Genomic DNA, 21,718 nt, shown 5'->3' with positions numbered 1-21,718 from the left:
TCAGCCAAGCAACAGCAGACTTCTGGAGCGAAACGTGTTTGTTGTTATTTTGTATGCAGCTTCACCGCTCTTCACGACGTCAAAAACGCAAAAATCTCCTTCACGGAAAAGCGCACCTCGGGAAACGTGGTCGATGCAGCCGCCCCGTTGGCTGCATCGTACACGTCTTCTAGCTGAAACGCTCCCGATTGCCAAACGTATTTTTCCATCACCTGGTGCTGATAATCGACAATCCAATACTCACGGACTCCCGCCTTCTCATAATAATGGCGCTTCAGCAGCCGGTCGTTGCGGGCGGTGCTTGGCGACAACACTTCCACCACTAGGTCGGGGGCGCCGTAACACCGACCTTGGCACAGTTTCGTTCGATCACCAATAATAGATAGGTCGGGCAGCACCGTTACATTTTTCGTTCCTTTTTGTTCATCTTCAAACAAAAGGACGACTTGGAGGTTGCTGCCGAACACAAGACAAGGACTTCCTTTTAACGCCATGCGAAACTCGGCAATCAAATTGGCGACCACCCCTTCATGCTCATAAGGAGCTGGGGACATCAACACAATCGTTCCTTCGTACAGCTCCATCCGCTCATCTCCAGCCAAAGAAAAAAACTCGCCGAGCGTATACCGGCGTTGTTCGCCTGGTTGGCTCATGCCGTTCTCCCTCCCTGCACATGCTCTTTCTTCTATTGTAAGCAAACCGTTTGCTCGCCGACAATCGCCTTCACCAATGGCTTGACGCTAAAAAAAAAGCGCCCTGCCTAAACGGCAGCGCACTTTGCTCCATTTCTTATCCTTTGACCAACACCGTTTTCATCGCCGTGAAAAACTCGATGGCTGCCCGCCCTTGCTCACGCGAGTGGGAGCTCGACTGCTTCATCCCGCCAAACGGCGCTTGCAGTTCGACTCCTGCGCTTTCTTCATTGATCCGGACGAGCCCGGCCTCGATGTCTTGGATGAACGCGAGCATCTTGCCGATATTTTGCGTGAAAATCGAGGCGCTCAATCCAAACGGTGTGTCATTGGCGAGAGAAAGCGCTTCTTCCAGCGAATCCACTTTGATTAACGCCAACACCGGCCCGAAAATTTCCTCGCGAGCGATCGTCATGTCGGGCGACACGTTTTCAAAGATGGTCGGCTGCACATAAAACCCTTTTGCCCGTTCCCCATCCGTCAAACGTTGGCCTCCGTAAACGAGCGTCGCCCCTTCTTCGATTCCTTTTTGGATATAAGAAAGGACCGTCTCGAGCTGCTTTTGGCTGGCGCACGGCCCCATCCAAACGCCGTCCTCGAGTCCATTGCCGATGTTCAGCTGCTTCACTTTTGCCAACAATTTTTCCTTAAATTGATCATAGACGGTGCGCTGGACGAACACGCGGCTTGTCGCCGTGCATTTTTGTCCCGTGGAGCGCAGCCCGCCGCTGATCGTTGCTTCGACGGCGCGATCAAGATCAGCGTCCTCGAGCACGATCACCGGATTCTTTCCGCCCATTTCCAGCTGGTATTTCGCCCCTCGGGCCACCGCTTTTTGGGCGATCGTTTTGCCGACTTCATTGGAGCCGGTGAAGGTGATGCCGTGAATGTGAGGGTGTTCGGCGATCGCATTGCCGATGACCGATCCTTTGCCTGTCACCAAATTCACCACACCGGCCGGCAGCCCCGCCTCGTCAAAGCATTCCACGATTTTCGCTGCCGTGACCGCCGTTTCCTGCGCCGGCTTAAACACCACCGTGTTTCCATAGACGATGGCGGGTGCGATTTTCCAAATCGGAATCGCGACTGGAAAGTTCCACGGCGTGATGACCCCGACCACGCCAAGAGGCACGCGCGTCGTAAACATCAACGCTTCGCTGTCCGTGGATGGAATGACCTCACCGATCGATCGCATCCCCTCTCCAGCGTAGTAGCGCAAAATATTGACTCCCCGCTGCACCTCCCCTTTCGCTTCCGGGAGCGTTTTTCCCATTTCCCTTGTCATCGTTTCCGCGATCTCGTCAAGCCGTTTCTCAAGAACGTCAGCCGCGCGGAACAAATACTCTCCGCGTTTCGGGCCGGATAACTTCCGCCATGCCGCCTGCGCCCGCCGCGCCGCCTCCACCGCGGCGTTTACATCTTCCGCACTAGACTCTTGGACATAGCCGACGATGTCATCGATGTCGGCTGGGTTGAGGCTCGCTTCTGTTTTCCCGGATGCAGAAGGGACCCATTGTCCGTTGATGTAGTTCAAGTATGTTTGTTGCTTTGTGCGTACCGTCATTGCACCTTCTCCTTTCCATAAATAAGATTGCTACCGTATATGATTTGAGAAAGAATTTTCGTTCCTGTCATGTTTCGGAAATATTGCCTCGCTTCCTGTTCACAATCAAACTCAAACATTTTGAAACTGCCATCCGGTGCGTACAAGGTAATAATCCACATTTAGAACACTCTCCACATCACCGTCATGAACGTTGCCCTACTTTTTTTGGGAATCGTTCAAACGCGGTTTGAATGATCGCTTCTAATTGCCGGTAATGTTCCTTTTCCACGCGGACGATAGGCGGACGGACATATGGCCCGACCGGCAGGCCGACAATTTCCATCCCCGCTTTGACAAGAGCGACTTCGTATCCTTTTCGTTGCTTCCGAATGCGATGGATCGGAAGGATAACATGCTCATAAAGCTCTCCTAACAACGCCTTGTCACCGTCAAGCAGCGCCTGATAAAACAACCTAGAAATATGAGGAATGTAATTGGAAATCGCTGATGAATAGCTGGTAAATCCTAGCTGAATATAAGCGGGCATCGTCACCTCTGCCATTGGCATGCCGTTCAAATAATGCAGCCGTGAGCCGATCGTTTGAGTGATTTCAATGTTCAATTCCATATTTCCCGTGCCGTCTTTCAAGCCGACAATTTGCGGATAGTGAAGCAATTTTTGGAGCGTCTCGACTGTTAATACACTATTGGCCCGCTGATAGACAATGGCGTTGAGCGATGTGCTTTTGACAATCGCAGAAATATATTCGTATAGCCCTTCCTGATGGGGTTCAATTAAATAAGGCGGCAAAATCAAATATCCGTCTGCTCCTTTCCTTTCGGAAATCTCCGCCAATCGAAGTGCATAGATAATATTTCCTCCAACCCCCGTATACACAGGAACCTTCCCACCAACGATCGACACGGCTGCTTCCACCATTGCCTCGTACTCTTTTTCGCTAAGCGATTGAAATTCTCCAGATCCACAAGCAATGAAAACGGCGTTTAACCCCTCTTTAAGTAAAAATTGGATATTCCGCTCCAAAGCTTGGAAATCTATCTCTCCATTTTCGCGCATCGGTGTAACCGGAAATCCTAAAATTCCATTTGGTATGTGTTTATTCGCGTTTCTTGCCACTGATTCCTTCCCCTCTCCACAAAACATATTTATATTACAATTTTATTGTAAGACAAATTTAATATAATATCAATCTATATTACGTCAGCGGGGCTGGATTAAATAAACATAAATCATTGTGTATGCCGTGCTGTTCTGCCTTTGTGCGCTTTCCGCTCGCGGTATCAATGATAAAACGGAAAATTTCCCATCCAATCTCTTCTATCGTTGCTGTTCCCGTGGCAATTCTTCCGGCATCAATATCAATTAAATCATGCCATTGCGTCGCCAATTCCGTCCGCGTCGCCACTTTAACGACTGGAGCCATGGCTAAACCATAAGGCGTTCCTCTTCCTGTTGTAAACACATGCACATTCATTCCAGCTGCCAACTGTAGCGTTCCGCATACAAAATCGCTGGCCGGAGTGGCCGCAAACACAAGACCTTGTTTCTTCACCCTTTCGCCAGGGGGCAACACATCAACAATAGCGCTGCTTCCCGATTTCGCAATCGATCCTAATGCTTTTTCCACAATATTGGAAAGTCCGCCTTTTTTATTTCCAGGCGACGGGTTGGCGCTTCGGTCAGCTTCTCCCCGTTGCAAGTATCGGTCGTACCATTCCATTTCTCGAATGAGCGCATGTCCTACTTGTTCATCGACAACTCTTGGTGTCAGCAAATGAACCGCGTCTCTGACTTCTGTCACCTCGGAAAACAGTACAGTCGCTCCGGCGCGAACAAGCAAATCGGCCGCGTAGCCGACCGCAGGATTCGCCGTCACACCGGAAAAAGCATCACTGCCGCCGCATTGCAGTCCAACCACTAACCCAGAAAGAGGACATTCCTGACGTTGACGTTCATTTAACCGTTTTAGCCGCTCCTCTGCTTTTCTCATAATAGTCTCAATCATATCCGCAAATCCTTGATAATCCTGCAAAACGACAAGACTGTCCTCTTCTCCTTTGGCATTGAGCGACTGCGGCGATAATTTCTCACATCCAAGCCCGACGACGAGCACTTCGCCGCCAAAGTTAGGATGGGTCGAAAGGTTTTGCAATGTGCGAATCGGGATCACGGCTTCCGGCGCATGGATGGCTACGCCGCAACCGTAATGATGCTCCAATGCCACGACATCGTCCACATTTGGATATTTGGGAAGCAACTCCTTCTTGATTCGCTGCACTGCAATATCCAACACCCCTGCAACACATTGAACACTTGTCGTAATACCTAAAAGATTGCGCGTGCCAAAACTGCCATCAGCATTCCGATAACCTTGAAAGGTGTACCCTTCTAACGGTGGTAAAGCGACAGGCGTTTTCGTCGCGATGGGCAACTGGTGCAAATCTGGCGGATGTGGAAGACGAATGGACGATTCTTTGACCCATTCTCCTTTTTGAATGCGTTTTTGCGCGTAACCGATCACTTCCCCGTAGCGGACAATGGGATCGCCTTCACGAAAATCTGCTAAAGCAACTTTATGCCCTTGAGGAATATCTTCCATCAGCGTCAATCCACACGGAAAACGCGTCCCTTTCGTCAATCCGCCGGCATTGGCTACAATAGCAACATTATCCCGATCATTCACCTTAATATAAAGAGGCATTTGTTTCACCATCGAACATCCCTCCATAAAAAATGGATTCCTAAAGGCCGTGGATCATCCATGACCTTTAGGAAAAATGATCGCTAGCGGACGAGACAAGGCTTTTTCGGATGAAAGGTCCATCCAGGAATTAAGTACTGCATAGCCATGGCGTCGTCGCGAGCTCCTCTTCCCCATTTTTGATACAGCTGATGCGCTTCTTCAATTCGCTCCATATCAATCTCAATCCCTAAACCTGGTCGATCGGGAACATCAATCAGGCCATTCACAATTTGAAACGGCTCTTTCGTTAATCGCTGCCCATCTTGCCAAATCCAATGCGTGTCAATCGCCGTAATCTCTCCCGGCGCCGCAGCAGCAACATGGGTAAACATGGCTAACGAAATATCAAAATGGTTGTTGGAATGCGATCCCCATGTCAATCCCCATTCATGACACATTTGCGCCACACGGACGGAACCTTGCATCGTCCAAAAATGCGGATCAGCCAACGGAATATCTACGGCATGAAGCTGAATGGCGTGCCCCATTTGCCTCCAGTCCGTAGCGATCATATTTGTTGCTGTCGGCAAGCCGGTCGCTTTGCGGAATTCCGCCAATATTTCACGCCCAGAATAGCCGTTTTCAGCACCGCACGGATCTTCTGCGTAAGCCAAGATATGATGCATATTCCGGCATAAACGAATAGCTTCTTCCAATAGCCATGCCCCGTTTGGATCCAAGGTGATTCGCGCTTTAGGAAACCGTTTGGCTAGCGCCGCAACAGCTTCTATTTCTTCCTCTCCCGGCATCACGCCGCCCTTTAATTTAAAATCCGAGAATCCGTACTGTTCATAGGCGGCTTCTGCGAGCTGAACAATCGCTTCTGCTGTCAATGCTTCTTCATCCCGCAAGCGGAACCATCCATCCCGGTCTTGCGGTTCCCGATATGGCAAATCCGTTTTCTTGCGGTCTCCAATATAGAACAAGTAACCGAGAACTTTCACCGACTGCCGCTGTTGCCCTTCACCCAGCAAAGCTGCAACTGGGACTTCCAAAAACTTCCCTAACAAATCAAGCAGTGCGGCTTCGATGGCTGTTATGGCATGTACGGTTGTCCGTAGGTCAAAGGTTTGGTTTCCCCTGCCGGTTTTATCTCGATCGCCAAAAGTTTCGGATATCCGACGCAAAATGTTTTTGTAATCGCTGACCGCTCTTCCCACAACAAGAGGTTTCGCTTCTTCTAGCGTTTTTTGAATCTTTTCTCCCCCCGGCACTTCTCCGGCTCCTATATTTCCATAGTTGTCTTTCAACAAAACAATGTTTCGTGTGAAAAATGGTGCATGAGCTCCACTTAAGTTAAGGAGCATGCTATCATAGCCTGCAACCGGGATGACGATCATTTCCGTGACAACAGGAACGTTCCTTTTCATCAACGCTTCGACTCTCCCTTTCCAATTAAGCGTTTACACTTTTCGCTGTTTGCCCTTGCTCATGCGGAAGCTGCAAACGCTCCACTTTGTTGACGATAAACATATAGGACAGTGCGCCAATCAACAACACAACGCCGATAAACAGCAGTGCGTAGCTGAACGAATGGGTATGTTCAAGAATAAAGCCTACAACAATGGGAGTGACAATCCCCGCCAAATTCCCAGAGGTGTTAAATATCCCTGCACTGAGCCCAATGATCTCTTTTGGCGACATATCCCCGACCAGCGTCCATGTCAGTCCTGCCATCCCTTTGGCGAAAAACGAAACACATAAAATCAAAACAATGAGCGCGGGCGAATTTGTATAGTTCGCCAATAAAATGCAGCTTGATAGCAGGAAACCGATGATGATCGGTGTTTTTCGGGCCACCGCCAGCGATTTGCCGCGCTTCAGCATCGAATCCGACCAATAGCCGGCCAATATTCCACCCAAGAAGGCAGCGGCATATGTGAGCGATGTAACGAAACCTGCTTTCAAAATGGATAAATGCTTTTCTTGCACAAGATACGTTGGAAGCCATGTTAAGAAAAACCATACGATCGTATTTAAGGAAAACTGGGCAATGTAAATGCCGATCATTTGTCGATTCGTCAGCAACAAGCGAGCGTGCGACCATTTAATAGGCGATTTTTGTTCACTCGCATCCACTAAGGCTCCGCTTTGTTCGATATACTCAAGCTCTTTTTGATTGGCCAGCGGATGGCGCTTTGGATCATGGATCAGCTTAAACCAAACAAACGTCAAAATGATCCCCATTCCCCCTGCCACATAAAAGATGGCTGGCCACCCATAAACATTGAGGAGAGAAGCTAAAACGGGAGTGAATAAAGCGAGCCCGAAATATTGAGACGAATTGTAAGTGGCCACCGCTTTCCCCCGCTCATTGGTTGGAAACCACATCGTTGTCAGGCGGCTGTTGCCAGGAAACGAGGGAGCTTCGGCAAGCCCGACAATAAACCGGAATAAAAACAACATGGCAAACCCAGTAACGAGCCCTTGCAGTCCCGTAAACAGCGACCATGTAAACAACCCTATGCCATACACAAGTCGTGTGCCAAAACGATCAAGCAGCCAGCCGCTTGGAATTTGCATAAACGTATACGCCCAGTTGAACGCTGAAAATGCAAACCCTAAAGCGACCGCATCCAATGCTAAATCTTCCTTCATCACCGGAGCGGCGATGCTTAACGCTGAACGATCAATATAATTGATAGCGGTTACAACAAATAAAATCGCTAAAATAAGATAGCGAACTCTCGTCCTTTTTACCGTCTCCCCCATTGTCTGACCCTCCCTAATCGTTTTATCCTGCAAACTCAACCAACGCCGCCAACAGCGCTTTCATATATCCAATCGAATAGGCATAACCAACATTGTTGTAACTCCAGTGGATGCATGTGTTGGGCCAAGAAGGATGCTCTGTATATGCGGCTCCTTCTAAAATCGGAACATGATCTGGATTTAAGCAACCACGAAAGCCTACTTTATATAATTCTAGCAAGATTCTGCACATATTCAGATCGCCGTCATCGAGCAACGCCTCTTCAAACGCTTTTGTCGTCGGCAAGCTGCCGCGGACATTGCGGAAATGAACGAGGAAAATTCGCCCTTTTCTCCCATAGTGGCGTATTTCATCATAGACGAGCGAACTCCCTCCCTCTTCTGCCCGCGTCCCGATGCAATATATATAGCCGACATGCCGGCTGGGAAATTCATCAATAATTCGCTGGTAGCCAAGGCCGCCAAATAAAGTGCCGGGATGAGGAACATCGGATGGATGCATGCCAATGGACACCCCATACTCCTCAGCAATCGGCACAAGCCGTCGATATGCTTCACAAAAACGCTTCCAATTTGTTTCAAACGACTTTACCAATTGTTCACCATTCATCTCGTTCGTCAGAAGCATTTCGCCGCGCGCGATGGCTCCTCCCCTGTGCAAAGCTCGATACTTTACAGTTAGATGCGGAAATGTATCTCCTTCAAATCGCTGTCTAACAATTGGAATACCTGCTTCGCCAAATACTTTCAGCGCCTGAACAGAATTTTCCAGCTCTTTTTCACCATCATGGTTCCCTTCCATAAAATTCTTTGTTAAATCAGGAAGTGTGACACGGTTGATGTCAAGTCCAAAAGAACGCAAACGCCGCTTCAGTTTCAGCAGTTCGTCAAGATCCGGGTATCCTTGTTCTTTCACCCCTCGAAATGCCGATCCGCTGCCAAAGTCAATACAATCGACGCCAAGCTGACTCAACTGTCTCAATTCCGCATCACTCAAATCCGTTGAATAAACCGTCACTGAAATTTTCATCATCGTCGCTTCCTCCTTTGCGTATGAATCGAAATGTCCTCTTCGATATAGCCTCCCCTCTAAAAATATGTAATATTGTATTCATGTAAAATTGTAATACAAATTTATTTTATAGTCAATTCCGAAAATAAAAAATAAAAGGGCAAAAGCCCTTTCCCCTTACATTGGATCGCTGGTCAAAACTGTTGTGTTTTCTAACCACTGTTGCTCGTAACTCAAAAGTTTTTCCCTTACAAAGCTTAAATGCCGATACATTTGCGCAAAAGCCTCATATGGGTCTCGCTTCTTTAAAGCATGATAAATGGCCAAGTGATGTTCAACTGTTATCTCACGATCGCGCGTCCGAATGAGCCGATCCATTTTCTCATGAGTGATGAGCAAAGAAAAAATCATGCCTTCTACGACAGGATTGTTGGCGCTTAGCGCAATAATTTTATGGAAACGCTTGTCGTACACTCCATAATTATCATCTTCGCTATCCGCGATCATATCAATCGTTTCTTTCAATTGCTCGAGCTGCTCATCGGTGATTTTTTCTGCAGCTATTGTCACAAGCCCCAACTCTAACGCCATTCGAGCTTCAATAATAGCAGGCAAATTGTCGATCGACAATGCCAACATCACCGAAAATGGCTCACTGCCGATTTTGTCGTTAAAATACGTCCCGCCCCGCGTCTTTCGTGTAATCACCCCCATTGTCTCAAGCGAGCTCAACGCTTCGCGCAGTACAGGCCGGCTGACCCCTAACTTCTCCATCAATTCCATCTCTGGCGGCAATTTATCGCCTGGCTTCACTTGACCGCTTGCCAAAAGCTGAACAATCTGTTCAATGACCTGTTTGGACAACGTATTTCGATTTACCGATTTTACAAATATGTCGTGTTCACTCATGTTCCTCACCTTCCCTTCACTATATTATGATTGTAAGACAAATTCGAACGCTTCACAATATAGAAATTACAATAAAAACCAGCCCCTCCTTTTCATTTTCGCCAAGGAGAAGCTGGTTTTGATCCATTATTCGCCCTCAATCATGAAAATTCGTCCCATCCGTCACTTCTTTGACGATGCCGGCGCGGATGACGAAGTCGCCGAAATGTTCACCGTCAAGACGCTCTTTCGCATAGCGGGATAGGAGAACGCGCAGTTCGCGCAAAATTTCTTCTTCGCCGATGTTTTCGCGGTACAGTTTGCCAAGGCGCGTGCCGTTGAACGCAGCGCCGAGGTACATGTTGTATTTTCCGACCGCTTTGCCGACGAAGGCGATTTCTGCGAGCACGTGGCGGGCGCAGCCGTTCGGACAGCCCGTCATGCGGATCGTGATTTCTTCGTCACGCAAACCGTTTTCATCGATAATTTCCTCGATTTTATCGAGCAGTTTCGGCAAGTAGCGCTCCGCTTCCGCCATCGCCAAGCCGCACGTCGGCAAGGCGACACAGGCGAGCGCGTTGCGGCGCAAGGCGGTGTACCGGCGGCCGTCGGTCAAGCCGTATTCGGCGATGAGTGCCTCGATTTCCGGCTTTTTCTCGCTCGTGACGTTAGCGATGACCAAGTTTTGGTTTGGCGTCAGCCGGAAATCGCCCGTATGGACTTTAGCGATTTCGCGCAGGCCGGTCATCAGCTTGTAATCGTCGTAGTCTTTGACGCGTCCGCCTTCGACAAAGAGTGTGAAGTGCCATGTCCCATTGACGCCTTCGACCCAGCCATAGCGGTCGCCGCTATGCTCGAAATGGTACGGGCGCGCTTCGCCGAGCTTCCAGCCAAGGCGGCGCTCAATTTCTTCTTTCACCGTTTCAAGGCCAAGGCGGTCGATCGTGTATTTAAAGCGAGCGTGTTTGCGCGATGAGCGGTTGCCGTAGTCGCGCTGAACGGTCATAATTTTCTCCGCCACCTCGACCACTTGATCCGGCCGGCAGAAGCCGATCACCTTGGCAAGCTGCGGATACGTCGTTTTGTCCCCATGGGTCATCCCCATGCCGCCGCCGATGGCGACATTAAACCCGGCAAGCTTGCCGTCTTCGACAATGGCGATGAACCCGATGTCTTGCGAGAACACATCGACGTCGTTCGACGGCGGGACGGCGATGCCGATTTTAAACTTCCGCGGCAAATACGTCGGTCCGTAAATCGGCTCTTCTTCGCCGTCAACCGCCGGCGTGCCCGCCACTTTCTCGTCGTCCAGCCAAATTTCGTAGTACGCCCGCGTCCGCGGCAACAAATGGTCGCTGATCAGCTTTGCCCACTCATATACTTCCGCATGCACTTCCGATTGGTACGGGTTCGGGTTGCACATGACGTTTCGGTTGACGTCGCCGCAGGCCGCAAGCGTCGTCATCAGCGCGTTGTTAATGGCTTGCATCGTTTTTTTCATGTTCCATTTTAAGACGCCGTGCAATTGGAACGCTTGGCGCGTCGTCAGCTTCAACGTGCCGTTCGCATACTTGCGGGCGAGCTCATCCATGACAAGCCACTGCTCCGGCGTCGCCACCCCGCCCGGCGTGCGGACGCGAACCATGAACTGGTATGCAGGCTCCAGTTTTTGTTTTTGCCGCTCGGTGCGCACGTCGCGGTCGTCTTGCAAATAGCTGCCGTGGAATTTCATCAACCGGTTGTCATCCTCTGGAATTCCTGCGCTGAGCGGGTCTTCCATCGTTTCCGCGAGCGTGCCGCGCAAGTAACGGCTTTCCTGCTTGATGCGCTCCACATCGCTTGGCGGTCCGTCCGGCGCTTTTAACTCGACTTTCGCCATTTCCGATTCCACTCCTTCTTTGAGATTAATAGACGTCGCGTTGGTATCGTTTTTGCTTTTGCATCTCCGTGACATACGCTTCCGCCTGTTCACGGCTCATTCCGCCTTCTTTTTCGATAATCTCGATCAACGTCTGATGGACGTCGCGCGCCATGTGTTGTTTGTCGCCGCATACGTAGACGACGGCGCCATCCTCGAGCCAGCCGAACAGCTCTTTGCTTCGCTCGAGCATCCGGTGTTGAACGTATATTTTTCGCTCCGTATCGCGCGAGAAGGCGACGTCCATTTTAGTCAGCACACCGCTTTTCAACCATGCGAGCCATTCCGTTTGATACAGGAAGTCGGTCATAAAATGTTGGTCGCCGAAAAAGAGCCACGATTTTCCGTTGGCTCCTGTCGCCTCACGCTCTTGCATAAAAGCGCGGAACGGCGCGACCCCAGTGCCTGGACCGATCATAATGATTGGCGTCGATGGGTCTTTTGGCAGCTTAAAATTCGGGTTCGGCTGCACAAAGACCGGCAACGTATCGCCGATTTGGACGCGTTCGGCGCAGAACGTCGAGCACACCCCTTTGCGCAGGCGGCCGTGCGACTCATAACGGACCGCGCCGATCGTCAAGTGCACTTCATCTGGATAGGCCGCTAAGCTGCTCGCGATCGAGTACAGGCGCGGCGGCATTTTGCGCAAAATCGAGATGACTTGTTGCGGCGCCGCATCCCATGGGCCGAAGTCGCGGAACGCATCCAATAAGTCGCGGCCTTTGGCGTATTCTTTCAGCTTCGCCTCATTGCCTGGGGCAACGAGCGCTTGAAGCTCGCTGTTTTTCGACAGCGGCGCAAGCTTTTGCAACAGCGCTTTGGTCAACACAGTGATTTCAAAATGGGACGTGAGCGCTTCTTTGAGCGACCGCACTTCCCCGTCTTTGTCGATCGTCACCGTTTCTTCCGGGTTCCATTTCATTTCTTGAATGATGAGATCGACAAGCTCCGGATCGTTTTTCGGGAAGATGCCAAGCGCATCGCCCGGCTCATACTTCAACCCCGATCCTTCAAGAGACAATTCGAGATGGCGCGTTTCTTTGTTCGATCCGCGGCCGTTTAAGTTGATGTTTTCCAGCACCTCAGCCGGGAACGGATTTTTCCGCGAATAGACGACCGCCGGTTCGGCTTTCGGCACGGCCGCAGCGGCCGACAACACTGGCGCGGCCTCGGCATTGATCCCCTTGCTCAGCTCGGCAAGCACGCCGTCAAGCCATTTCGCCGCCGCTTCCTCGTAGTCGACGTCACAGTCGACGCGCGGATAAAACCGCTCTCCCCCAAGCTCCTCGAGCCGCTTGTCAAAATCTTTCCCCGTCTGGCAAAAGTGTTCATACGACGTATCGCCGAGCGCCAAGACGGAAAAGCGCAAATGATTCAGCTTCGGCGCCCGTTTGCTGTGGAGAAACTCGTAAAACGACACCGCGTTGTCTGGCGGATCGCCTTCCCCATGCGTGCTCACGACGATGAGCAGCGTCTCGACTTTCTTCAATTCATTCGGCTTAAAGTCAAGCATGGACGACACTTTCGCCTCGAATCCGCGCTCCTTAAGCGCCTTGCCTGCTTTTTCGGCCAGTTTTTGCGCATTGCCGGTTTGCGAACCGTACAGAACGGTCACTTCTTTCGAAACCGGTTTCCCGCCCCCGACAAGCAGTGCGGGCGCTTCGGCGTCAAGCACAGCAGCGGCCGACTCGGCGGCGGCCAAATACCCGCTCAGCCAAAATTTTTGCGCTGGCGTCAACGTCGGCAACAAACGGTTCAAGAGCTCAATCTGCTCCTGGCTAAACGGACTGTTGGTTACTTGCAGCTGCAACGGTGTCCACCTCACAATATAAAAATAAGATGGAATCGATTGGCGTTGCTTAACCCGCCATCATGGGCGGACGCCAAATTCCATTAATCCCTATAAACAAAGTATACTTTATCCAAAATATCATATTTACACTTTACCGCAAAACAAAACATTAGTAAAATAAATATAAATTATTAAAACTATTAACATCACTAATAATGATCCGCAACAAAACAGTCAGGCTGCATGCGAGGGGTTGGCCAATGTATTACGACGAGTTGAAGACGTTCATTACGTTAGCAGAAGTGAAAAATTTCACAAAGACGGCGGAAATTCTCCATTTATCCCAGCCAAGTGTCAGCTTGCACATTAAAAATTTAGAGAAGGAGTTCCAGACGAAACTGTTCATCCGCTCCCCGAAGCGGCTGCGCATGACGCCGACAGGTGAACTTTTGTACGATCGCGCCAAACAAATGATGGCGCTCTATGAACAAACGAAGCAAGACATTTTGGAGCACCATCACTCAGTGAAAGGCAAATTGACCATCGGCGCCAGCTTTACGATTGGAGAGTATATTTTGCCCCCGCTTTTGCCCGATTTCCAAAAGCGCTATCCAGAATTGGAGCTTGAGGTGATGATCGGCAACACGAAAGAAATTGTCGAACTCGTCAAATCGTATCAAGTCGACATCGGCTTGATCGAAGGGCAAACGAACGAAAAAGAATTGTCCGTCCACCCGTTTATGCAAGACGAGCTCGTCATCGTCGCCTCCAAGCGGCACGAGCTAGCGCAAAAAGGCGAAGTCACGATCGGCGAGCTGCAAAACGAGGCGTGGGTGGCGCGCGAAGTCGGGTCGGGAACAAGGGAATATTTCAACCATTTCATCCGCTCGAACGGGCTGAAAATCCAATCGCTCATGATCATCAGCAGCAACCAAGGCATTAAAGAAACGCTGATCAACGGCAACGCCCTGTCCTTGCTGTCGCGCAGCGTCGTCGCCCGCGACATCGAGCACGGCCATCTGTCCATCGTTCACTTGAACCATCCACCGTTTTACCGAATGTTTTCCTATATTTGTGCACCGATTATGGAAAACAAGCAAAATGTACGTATCTTCCTTGAAACGTTGCAACACAATTGTAGATCCTAAAAAACACGGGGAGAAGCTTGGCAGCCCTCCCCTATACTTCCATCTCCCCATGGCGAATATGCGGCATTTCGATTTGAATCGTCGCATGGCGAATGTGAAAGCGCGTCTCGATCAAATCAATCGCCCGTTGCAAAACCGCCTGCCCATCGCAACCTTCCTCAATGAGCAAATGGCAGCTTAACGAATCAAGCCCCGAGGTGATCGTCCAAATATGCAAATCGTGCACATCGATCACGCCATCAATGCCGGAGAGCGCCGCTTTTACTTCCCCATGGTCAATCGCCGCCGGCGTTCCTTCCATTAAAATATGCACCGTCTGTTTCACCACGGCCAACGCCCCTTTTAAAATCAGCACCGACACCGCAATGGAAATGAGCGGATCAGCCGCGTACCAATCGAACAGCCAGATGACAAGCCCCGCCGCGATCGCCCCGACCGAGCCTAACGCATCGCCAAGCACATGAAGATAGGCGCTGCGGACATTGACGTTCTCTTTGACATCCCCTTTGCGCATTAACACCCAAGCGCTTGCCAAATTAGCCAGCAACCCTATGACAGCAATGGCCATCATCGGCCCGCTCGCGACAGCAGGTGGATTCACAAACCTCGCGACCGCTTCCCAAATAATCCAAGCGGCAATCCCCACCAACGCAACCCCGTTTACGAGCGCCGCTAAAATCTCGAACCGGTAAAATCCATATGTCCTCTTCGGCGACGCAGGCCTCGCCGCAAACCACACCGCCAACAGACTTAACAAAAGCGAAGCAGCATCGCTCAGCATATGCCCCGAATCCGAAAGAAGAGCAAGGCTGTTCGTCACAAGCCCGCCGACAAACTCCAGAACCATAATCCCAACGGTAATGACAAGAGCGGCCGCCAACCCTTTTTGGCTCCCCTCTCTGCCCAAGCCATGATGATGCCCGTGATGGTGGCCGCAATGGCCGTGTTCATGATGATGCATCGTTCTTCTCTCCCTTTTATGGATGTTGAGCGTGATCAATCGCCTGCCTCAGCAGCGAAATGACATGATCGTCATCGCACGAATACACCAGTGATTTCCCTTCACGGCGATATTTGACAAGCCGCAGCGCCCGAAGCAGCGCCAGTTGATGGGAAACGGCCGACTGCGACATGCCGAGCACTTCCGCAATATGGCCGACATGGCATTCTTCCTGCGACAACAAATACAACATCTTCATCCGCGTCGGATCCGCCAACGCTTTAAAGATTTTCGACACTTCCTCCACGACGCTTTCATCTAAAAACAAATGATCTTCTGCCTTCATCATCGTTCCCTCTCATTTTAACATATGAGCATTTGTTCATATATGTGAATCATAACCCTCTTTTTTTCCTCTGTCAATCCTCTTTCAAGCTGCCCAGCTCCATGAACATCCGTCATGCACGAGCAAAGAAAAAAGCAAAGGGCGGAGCACCCTCTGCTTTTGTTCTTACGATCTCACCCGCGCCGATGCAACAGCTGCTTCGCCTAAATGTTCACGGCGTCCTCGGAGGCGGTTTAGCCACCCCTATTCCGCAATGGCAGTGAATGGACTGAGAAGAAACAATACATTTTTTGTCATAACTAAAAAAATGAGTTGATCAACCTCGGCCGACAGATGAACATCAAGCTGTATGCGAAAGACACAAAGAAAAGGCTCATCGAGTCGATCCTCTAGCATTACAGCTTTATCCAGCTGCACGCCCAAATGGCTAACCGGAAACACTCTGCAGAAATGGATATGTTCATTAGTCATCGTACTGATTAGAGGCCCCCACGCCGTCGACCGCGGGGGCTGCTTGCATCCGCCCGTTCAACGATCACAGATACCGAGCGTTGATTTGTTCTTTCTGGTTTTGTTCAAACTCCTTGATCATCGAACGGGCGACGACCATGCGGTGAACTTCGTCCGGGCCGTCATAAATCCGCGCTGTTCTCGCTTCGCGGTAAAATCCTTCAAGCGGTGTGTCTCCGCTCACGCCAAGGGCGCCGTGCACTTGAATCGCTCGGTCAATCGCACGGTGCAACACGTTAGCTCCGAAAAACTTGATGATGGAAATTTCTTTTTTCGCTTCTTGCCCGTTGTCCATCAGCCACGCCGCCTTCAGCGTCATTAGACGAAATGCTTCGATTTCCGCGACCGAATCGGCGATGAAATTCTGGATCGTTTGGTGGTCCGCCAGCCGTTTTCCGCGCGTTTCTCGTTTCAAAGAGTAGGCAATCATCAAGTCTAGACTTCTTTGGGCGATGCCGACCCAGCGCATCGCGTGGGTAATGCGCCCAGTTCCAAGCCGCAGCTGCGCCAGTTCCAGCCCCGCCCCGCGCGGACCCAACAAATTTTCCTTCGGCACGCGGCAGTTCGTATACCGGACTTCACAATGACCGCCTGCAAAATGGTCGCCGATCACCGGAATTTCCCGAACGATTTCAAATCCTGGATTATCATGTTCAACAATCAGCAAACTGAACTGCCGGTGAGGCGGTGCGTCGGGGTCCGTCTTGACCAAGACGATCGAAAAGCTTGAACCAACCGCCCCCGTGGTAAACCATTTATGCGCGTTGATGACCCATTCGTCCCTATCAAGCACTGCAGTGGATCGAAGTTGCTTTGGATCCGACCCGGACACTTCCGGCTCGGTCATGGCAAAGCAGGAGCGAATGTCCCCGTTGACGAGAGGGTACAAATATTTCCGCTTTTGTTCCTCCGTTCCGGCATGCCATAATATCTCGGCGTTTCCCGCATCCGGGGCCATGCACCCAAATACGTAAGGGCCAGCTGGACTCCGCCCTGTGATTTCGGACAGCAACGCCAACGAGACAAAACCAAGCCCCGCTCCCCCGGCCTCTTTCGGCATATGGGCGGCCCACAGCCCCATCTCTTTCACCTTTTGCTGAAGCGGCTTCAATATTTCTTCCGGCAGTCCCCGATGCGGGACGAAGTGCCGCTCATTCGGATACACATATTCCTCCATAAACGCACCGGCTTTTTCAATCATGTTCTGCTGTTCCGCTGATGGCCGAAAGCTGTACATTACACACTCACTCCTCTCCCTCTTTCCCCCGTTTTTGCATGCATGTTCTGTGCCAGCCAAGACGAGCTTCACGCACTTTTAGGACATGCAAAATCGATGAAAAAATTCATCAGAACAGTTATAATATTGTAAAGATTGTAACAATTGAATTCTAGTAAAGAGGAGGGATCGTTATTACAGAACTGGCGCAACTGCAAGCCCGCATTCGCGAACTGGAGGCCCTAGTTCATGAACTGAAAGGAAAACTGGCCTTGTACGAAAACGTAATCAACGCGAGCTATGATCCGATCTTCATCGCCGACAAACGCGGCTACGGAATCAAAATGAACGAAGCGTACACCCGGGTGACCGGCATTACCGAGGATCAGTTGATCGGTCGACATCTAAAAGATGTTGTCAAAGACGGCATTATATCCGAATCCGTTTCCCTGAAAGTACTGCAGGAAAAACGCCGCGTGACGATCATCCAACATGTCAATGGGAAAGATTTGTTGGTAACCGGGAATCCGATTTTTGACGAAAACGGCGATGTATCCTATGTGGTGACGAACTTGCGCGACATATCAGCGCTAAAACATTTGGAGCAGGAATTGATGAAGACAAAGGCGCTGGCCGATCGATATTTGCAACAAATCAAAGTATATCAGCACCGCGAGGACACAATCCGCCATGAAGGGGTGATCGCCAACAGCCCAAACATGCTGCGGGTCATCCATTTAGCCCAAAAAATCGCCCCATTCAACTCGACTGTGCTGCTGCTTGGGGAATCGGGCGTCGGGAAAGAAGTCATCGCCAACTTAATTCAAAAATGGAGCCCCCGCTCCGATAAACCGTTCATTAAAGTGAACTGTGCCGCCATTCCGAAAGAGTTGATTGAATCAGAACTGTTTGGCTATGAAAAAGGCGCGTTCACTGGGGCAGACAGCCGGGGCCGTCCAGGCTTGTTCGAGCAAGCGCACACTGGGACGATCTTTCTCGACGAAATCGGAGAAATGCCGCTTTCGCTCCAAGGAAAACTGCTTCGTGTGCTGCAGGAGTTCGAAGTGACACGAATCGGCGGGCGGAGGACGATCAAAATTGACGTGCGTGTCATCTCTGCGACCAATCAAGATTTGGAGTCTCTCGTCAAGCAGGGGAAGTTTCGCGAAGACTTGTACTATCGTCTGAACATTATCCCGATTCACATTCCGCCGCTGCGGGAACGCCAAGAAGACATTCCTTTGCTCGCCCATTATTTTTTAGAGCGAGTTAATCAAAAATATCGCCTCCATAAACAATTCACCGATGATGCACTGCTAGCCATGAAGTCGTATGCATGGCCAGGGAATGTCCGGGAAATGCAGAACTTAATCGAACGGCTCGTCATTACAACGGAAACCGATCACATCACAGCTCTACACTTGCCTTTTTCCCATTCCACATCATTGGAGATGAAACAAGCGTCAAAAACACTGAAAGACATGGTCCGCAATCTGGAACGAGAACTGATTTTGAAAGCGATTTCCGAATACAAGACGACACGAAAAGCAGCCCAAGTGCTCGGCATCAGCCAGTCCGCCTTGGTGAAAAAGATGCAGCGGCTCGGCATTTGACAACGTTGATTCGTTTTTTCATCACTGATTCCGTCTGGAATCGTCCGACAGGACCGGTATGAACCAAAAATAGAACAATTTTGTGAACATTCCTGTATTCTTTGTGATTGGCATGCAAGTTGCAAATATATGGGTGGAGACCGAAATTCTCGACCATGGAGAGAGGTGTTGTGGATGGATATAAGCCGCCTTCCGTCCTTCCGTCTTGACGGCAAAGTTGCCCTTGTCACCGGCGGCAGCAAAGGCATTGGTTTCGCCATGGCGTGCGCCTTGGCCGCCCATGGAGCCCACGTTGTCATTGCCAGCCGAAATATGGCCGACTTGCAAAAAGCAGCAGAGGAAATCACCGGTCAAGGGTTCTCCTGCTCCTGGGTTCAAGCCGATGTCACCGACAAAGAAAATGTTCAGCGTATGGTTGACTGCGTCATCGGGCAGCACGGCCGCCTTGACATTTTAGTAAACAACGCCGGCATGAATATTCGCAAGCCACTCATTGACATCGAGGAGGACGACTGGGACCGGGTGTTAAACACGAACTTAAAAGGCATTTTCCTTGTCGGCCAGGCCGCCGCCAAACAAATGATCAAACAGCAATATGGGAAAATCATCAACATCTCATCCATTTTCGGCGGGGTCGGAATGCCGTTTCAAACGAGCTACGCCGCCAGCAAAGGCGGCATCAACCAATTGACAAAAGTATGGGCGAACGAGCTTGCCCCTTACAACATCAATGTGAACGCCATCGCCCCTGCCTACATCCGAACGCCGATGACCAGCGCTTGGCTTCAAGATGAAGAACGGTACCGAAATATCGTCAACAGCACAATGCTCAACCGCGTTGGCGAGCCGGAAGATGTCGCCGGACCGGTCGTCTTTCTCGCCTCCGACGCCGCCAATTACATCACCGGGCACATTTTGTACGTCGACGGCGGCTGGACAGCGAAATAATTTGCAGGGAGGGATTCGATGATTGTAGAAGGACGTTTATATGGACGGACTGTCAAGCTGTTTGCTGAACGGCCGGCAAACGTTTACGAGATGCTCGCCCGCTCGGCCGCCACATTTCCCGACGGCGAAGCGCTCGTAAAAGGGGAAACACGGCTTTGTTATGCCGAACTGAAGCAGCTCGTCGACCGAGCAGCCAGCCGCCTCGTGGAACAAAACGTGCGCAAGGGCGATCGCGTTGCGCTGCTGCTCGGCAACGACATCGAATTTGTGCTCACCGCATTGGCTTGCGCCAAAATCGGGGCCATTTTCGTGCCACTGAACACGAGGTTGACCGCCAACGATTTGATTTACATGATGACCGATGCCGGTGCGAAAATGCTGATTACGAACCGGGAATTCGTGCGCCCGCTTGAAGACTGGCTGGCCCGCGACCCATTGATCCAATATTGCTACTTGACTGATGGACATGATCCTGAGAAGCGCCTGTATTCCTTCCATGAAGAGCTGCTCCAGCGCACAGCCGGCGAAACGCAGCTTGATACGCCGCCAGAGGAAACCGATCCGCTTTACATTATGTACACGTCCGGAACGACCGGGTTGCCGAAAGGGGCGGTCGGCAGCCATATTAACGCCATTCACAGCTGCCTCAGCTACCAATTTGTCTTGCAAACCGACCATACAACACGCACGCTCGTCGCCGTTCCACTCTTTCACGTGACCGGGTTGATCGGGCAATTGTTGCATATGCTGCTTGTCGGCGGAACAGTTGTCCTGATGGAGCGCTACCAAACAGAGACTGCCATCCGGCTCATCCAGCAAGAGAACATCAACTTTTTGTTTAATGTACCGACGATGTACATTATGATGATGTCGCATTCGTTGTTTCATACTTTCTCCTACGATTTCGTGCGCATCGTCGCCTACGGCGGAGCCCCGATGTCAAAAGAAACGATCGGCGGGCTGCGGCGCTGCTTCCCGAACGCTTTCTTACACAACGCCTACGGGGCGACAGAAACCACTTCGCCAACCACGATCATGCCCAAACAGTATCCGGACGATAAAACCGACTCCGTCGGCGTGCCCGTGCCCGTTGCCGATATCAAAGTCGTCACTGAAACCGGCGAGACGGCCAAGCCAGGAGAAGCTGGTGAGCTGTACATTAAAGGGCCGATGGTCATCCAACAATATTGGAACCGCCCGGAAGCAAACATCGCTTCATTCACCGAAGACGGCTACTGGAAATCAGGCGATATTGCCCGTATAGACGAAGATGGCTTTGTATACATCCTCGACCGAAAAAAAGACGTGATCAACCGCGGAGGAGAGAAAATTTACTCCGTTGAAGTCGAAAACGTGCTATACGCCCATCCGAAAGTGCTCGAAGCTGCAGTGGTCGGGGTAAAAGATCCTGTATTCGGCGAAGAGGTAAAAGCGTACGTCGTCGCCAAACCGGGAAACACGCTGACCGCCGAGGAGCTCATCGCTTTCGCCCGCCAGCGCCTTCCGAAATTTAAAACACCCAAACAGGTTGAGTTGATCGACCAGCTCCCGCGCAATCCAGGGGGGAAAGTTTTAAAGAACAAGCTGGTGGAAATGTCGTTGACGGACCAACAAAAATGAAGAAACAGGCAGTGTGAAAGGCATTGTTTTGAAAGCGTTACCAAATTTGCTG

17 protein-coding genes are annotated in these 21,718 nt (G+C 50.7%); 4 read left to right on the top strand and 13 right to left on the bottom strand.

What is annotated here, in order from left to right:
• Positions 1–71: 71 nt before the first annotated feature.
• The 10 genes from GHH_RS06945 to GHH_RS06900 form a co-directional block, all read right to left on the bottom strand.
• A complete protein-coding gene (locus GHH_RS06945) occupies positions 72–653 on the bottom strand; it encodes a Uma2 family endonuclease (protein WP_015374599.1) in 582 nt (193 codons plus the stop codon).
• 136 nt (positions 654–789) lie between these two features.
• Positions 790–2,256 carry an alpha-ketoglutaric semialdehyde dehydrogenase GucD gene (gucD, locus tag GHH_RS06940; RefSeq protein ID WP_015374598.1) on the bottom strand — a complete coding sequence of 489 codons (1,467 nt, stop codon included), beginning with the start codon at positions 2,254–2,256 and terminating at the stop codon, positions 790–792.
• Between the two features lie 184 nt (positions 2,257–2,440).
• Positions 2,441–3,403, bottom strand: a complete 963-nt coding sequence (kdgD, locus tag GHH_RS06935; protein ID WP_020755078.1) for a 5-dehydro-4-deoxyglucarate dehydratase — start codon at positions 3,401–3,403, stop codon at positions 2,441–2,443.
• Between the two features lie 52 nt (positions 3,404–3,455).
• A complete protein-coding gene (garD, locus tag GHH_RS06930; protein ID WP_015374595.1) occupies positions 3,456–4,973 on the bottom strand; it encodes a galactarate dehydratase in 1,518 nt (505 codons plus the stop codon).
• Between the two features lie 71 nt (positions 4,974–5,044).
• On the bottom strand, positions 5,045–6,373 hold the full coding sequence (gene gudD / locus GHH_RS06925; RefSeq protein ID WP_033005630.1) for a glucarate dehydratase: 1,329 nt from the start codon (positions 6,371–6,373) through the stop codon (positions 5,045–5,047).
• A gap of 25 nt (positions 6,374–6,398) precedes the next feature.
• On the bottom strand, positions 6,399–7,715 hold the full coding sequence (locus GHH_RS06920) for an MFS transporter (protein WP_015374593.1): 1,317 nt from the start codon (positions 7,713–7,715) through the stop codon (positions 6,399–6,401).
• 22 nt (positions 7,716–7,737) lie between these two features.
• Complete coding sequence (locus GHH_RS06915; protein ID WP_015374592.1) at positions 7,738–8,748, bottom strand: mannonate dehydratase; 1,011 nt, start codon at positions 8,746–8,748, stop codon at positions 7,738–7,740.
• A gap of 156 nt (positions 8,749–8,904) precedes the next feature.
• Positions 8,905–9,636: a FadR/GntR family transcriptional regulator gene (locus tag GHH_RS06910; protein ID WP_015374591.1), complete on the bottom strand. Its 732-nt coding sequence runs from the start codon at positions 9,634–9,636 to the stop codon at positions 8,905–8,907.
• A gap of 136 nt (positions 9,637–9,772) precedes the next feature.
• Positions 9,773–11,494 (bottom strand): assimilatory sulfite reductase (NADPH) hemoprotein subunit, encoded by a 1,722-nt coding sequence (gene cysI / locus GHH_RS06905; RefSeq protein WP_015374590.1) that lies wholly within the window; start codon positions 11,492–11,494, stop codon positions 9,773–9,775.
• 25 nt (positions 11,495–11,519) lie between these two features.
• Positions 11,520–13,343 carry an assimilatory sulfite reductase (NADPH) flavoprotein subunit gene (locus tag GHH_RS06900; RefSeq protein ID WP_015374589.1) on the bottom strand — a complete coding sequence of 608 codons (1,824 nt, stop codon included), beginning with the start codon at positions 13,341–13,343 and terminating at the stop codon, positions 11,520–11,522.
• 242 nt (positions 13,344–13,585) lie between these two features.
• Between GHH_RS06900 and GHH_RS06895 the strand changes: the two genes are divergently transcribed.
• The gene (locus tag GHH_RS06895) at positions 13,586–14,473 is read left to right on the top strand and encodes a LysR substrate-binding domain-containing protein (protein WP_015374588.1); all 888 of its coding nucleotides are present in this window, start codon (positions 13,586–13,588) and stop codon (positions 14,471–14,473) included.
• A 31-nt stretch (positions 14,474–14,504) separates the two neighbouring features.
• Here the strand turns inward: GHH_RS06895 and GHH_RS06890 are convergent, their stop codons facing one another.
• The 3 genes from GHH_RS06890 to GHH_RS06875 all read right to left on the bottom strand — a co-directional run bounded on the left by GHH_RS06890 (position 14,505) and on the right by GHH_RS06875 (position 17,506).
• Positions 14,505–15,434 carry a cation diffusion facilitator family transporter gene (locus GHH_RS06890; RefSeq protein ID WP_015374587.1) on the bottom strand — a complete coding sequence of 310 codons (930 nt, stop codon included), beginning with the start codon at positions 15,432–15,434 and terminating at the stop codon, positions 14,505–14,507.
• 16 nt (positions 15,435–15,450) lie between these two features.
• A complete protein-coding gene (locus GHH_RS06885; protein ID WP_025951296.1) occupies positions 15,451–15,759 on the bottom strand; it encodes a helix-turn-helix transcriptional regulator in 309 nt (102 codons plus the stop codon).
• 535 nt (positions 15,760–16,294) lie between these two features.
• The gene (locus tag GHH_RS06875) at positions 16,295–17,506 is read right to left on the bottom strand and encodes an acyl-CoA dehydrogenase family protein (RefSeq protein WP_015374585.1); all 1,212 of its coding nucleotides are present in this window, start codon (positions 17,504–17,506) and stop codon (positions 16,295–16,297) included.
• A 251-nt stretch (positions 17,507–17,757) separates the two neighbouring features.
• Here GHH_RS06875 and GHH_RS06870 point away from each other — a divergent pair, with 251 nt between their 5' ends.
• From GHH_RS06870 to GHH_RS06860, 3 genes are all read left to right on the top strand, one after another.
• A complete protein-coding gene (locus tag GHH_RS06870) occupies positions 17,758–19,098 on the top strand; it encodes a sigma-54-dependent Fis family transcriptional regulator (RefSeq protein ID WP_015374584.1) in 1,341 nt (446 codons plus the stop codon).
• 174 nt (positions 19,099–19,272) lie between these two features.
• Complete coding sequence (locus GHH_RS06865) at positions 19,273–20,046, top strand: SDR family NAD(P)-dependent oxidoreductase (protein WP_015374583.1); 774 nt, start codon at positions 19,273–19,275, stop codon at positions 20,044–20,046.
• Between the two features lie 18 nt (positions 20,047–20,064).
• Positions 20,065–21,666, top strand: a complete 1,602-nt coding sequence (locus GHH_RS06860; RefSeq protein ID WP_015374582.1) for a class I adenylate-forming enzyme family protein — start codon at positions 20,065–20,067, stop codon at positions 21,664–21,666.
• The last annotated feature ends 52 nt before the right edge of the window (positions 21,667–21,718 follow it).

The organism is Geobacillus sp. GHH01, from assembly GCF_000336445.1.
GTDB lineage: Bacteria > Bacillota > Bacilli > Bacillales > Anoxybacillaceae > Geobacillus > Geobacillus zalihae.
This window is presented reverse-complemented; position numbering and strand designations above follow the sequence as displayed.

Bases quoted from the DNA above. Each gene is read 5' to 3' on its own strand.
- GHH_RS06920 (WP_015374593.1), bottom strand. From the start codon at position 7,715: ATGGGGGAGACGGTAAAAAGGACGAGAGTTCGCTATCTTATTTTAGCG.
- GHH_RS06885 (WP_025951296.1), bottom strand. From the start codon at position 15,759: ATGAAGGCAGAAGATCATTTGTTTTTAGATGAAAGCGTCGTGGAGGAA.
- gudD (WP_033005630.1), bottom strand. From the start codon at position 6,373: ATGAAAAGGAACGTTCCTGTTGTCACGGAAATGATCGTCATCCCGGTT.
- GHH_RS06895 (WP_015374588.1), top strand. From the start codon at position 13,586: ATGTATTACGACGAGTTGAAGACGTTCATTACGTTAGCAGAAGTGAAA.
- GHH_RS06890 (WP_015374587.1), bottom strand. From the start codon at position 15,434: ATGCATCATCATGAACACGGCCATTGCGGCCACCATCACGGGCATCAT.
- kdgD (WP_020755078.1), bottom strand. From the start codon at position 3,403: ATGTTTTGTGGAGAGGGGAAGGAATCAGTGGCAAGAAACGCGAATAAA.
- GHH_RS06875 (WP_015374585.1), bottom strand. From the start codon at position 17,506: ATGTACAGCTTTCGGCCATCAGCGGAACAGCAGAACATGATTGAAAAA.
- GHH_RS06945 (WP_015374599.1), bottom strand. From the start codon at position 653: ATGAGCCAACCAGGCGAACAACGCCGGTATACGCTCGGCGAGTTTTTT.
- GHH_RS06915 (WP_015374592.1), bottom strand. From the start codon at position 8,748: ATGATGAAAATTTCAGTGACGGTTTATTCAACGGATTTGAGTGATGCG.
- gucD (WP_015374598.1), bottom strand. From the start codon at position 2,256: ATGACGGTACGCACAAAGCAACAAACATACTTGAACTACATCAACGGA.
- GHH_RS06865 (WP_015374583.1), top strand. From the start codon at position 19,273: ATGGATATAAGCCGCCTTCCGTCCTTCCGTCTTGACGGCAAAGTTGCC.
- cysI (WP_015374590.1), bottom strand. From the start codon at position 11,494: ATGGCGAAAGTCGAGTTAAAAGCGCCGGACGGACCGCCAAGCGATGTG.
- GHH_RS06910 (WP_015374591.1), bottom strand. From the start codon at position 9,636: ATGAGTGAACACGACATATTTGTAAAATCGGTAAATCGAAATACGTTG.
- garD (WP_015374595.1), bottom strand. From the start codon at position 4,973: ATGGTGAAACAAATGCCTCTTTATATTAAGGTGAATGATCGGGATAAT.
- GHH_RS06860 (WP_015374582.1), top strand. From the start codon at position 20,065: ATGATTGTAGAAGGACGTTTATATGGACGGACTGTCAAGCTGTTTGCT.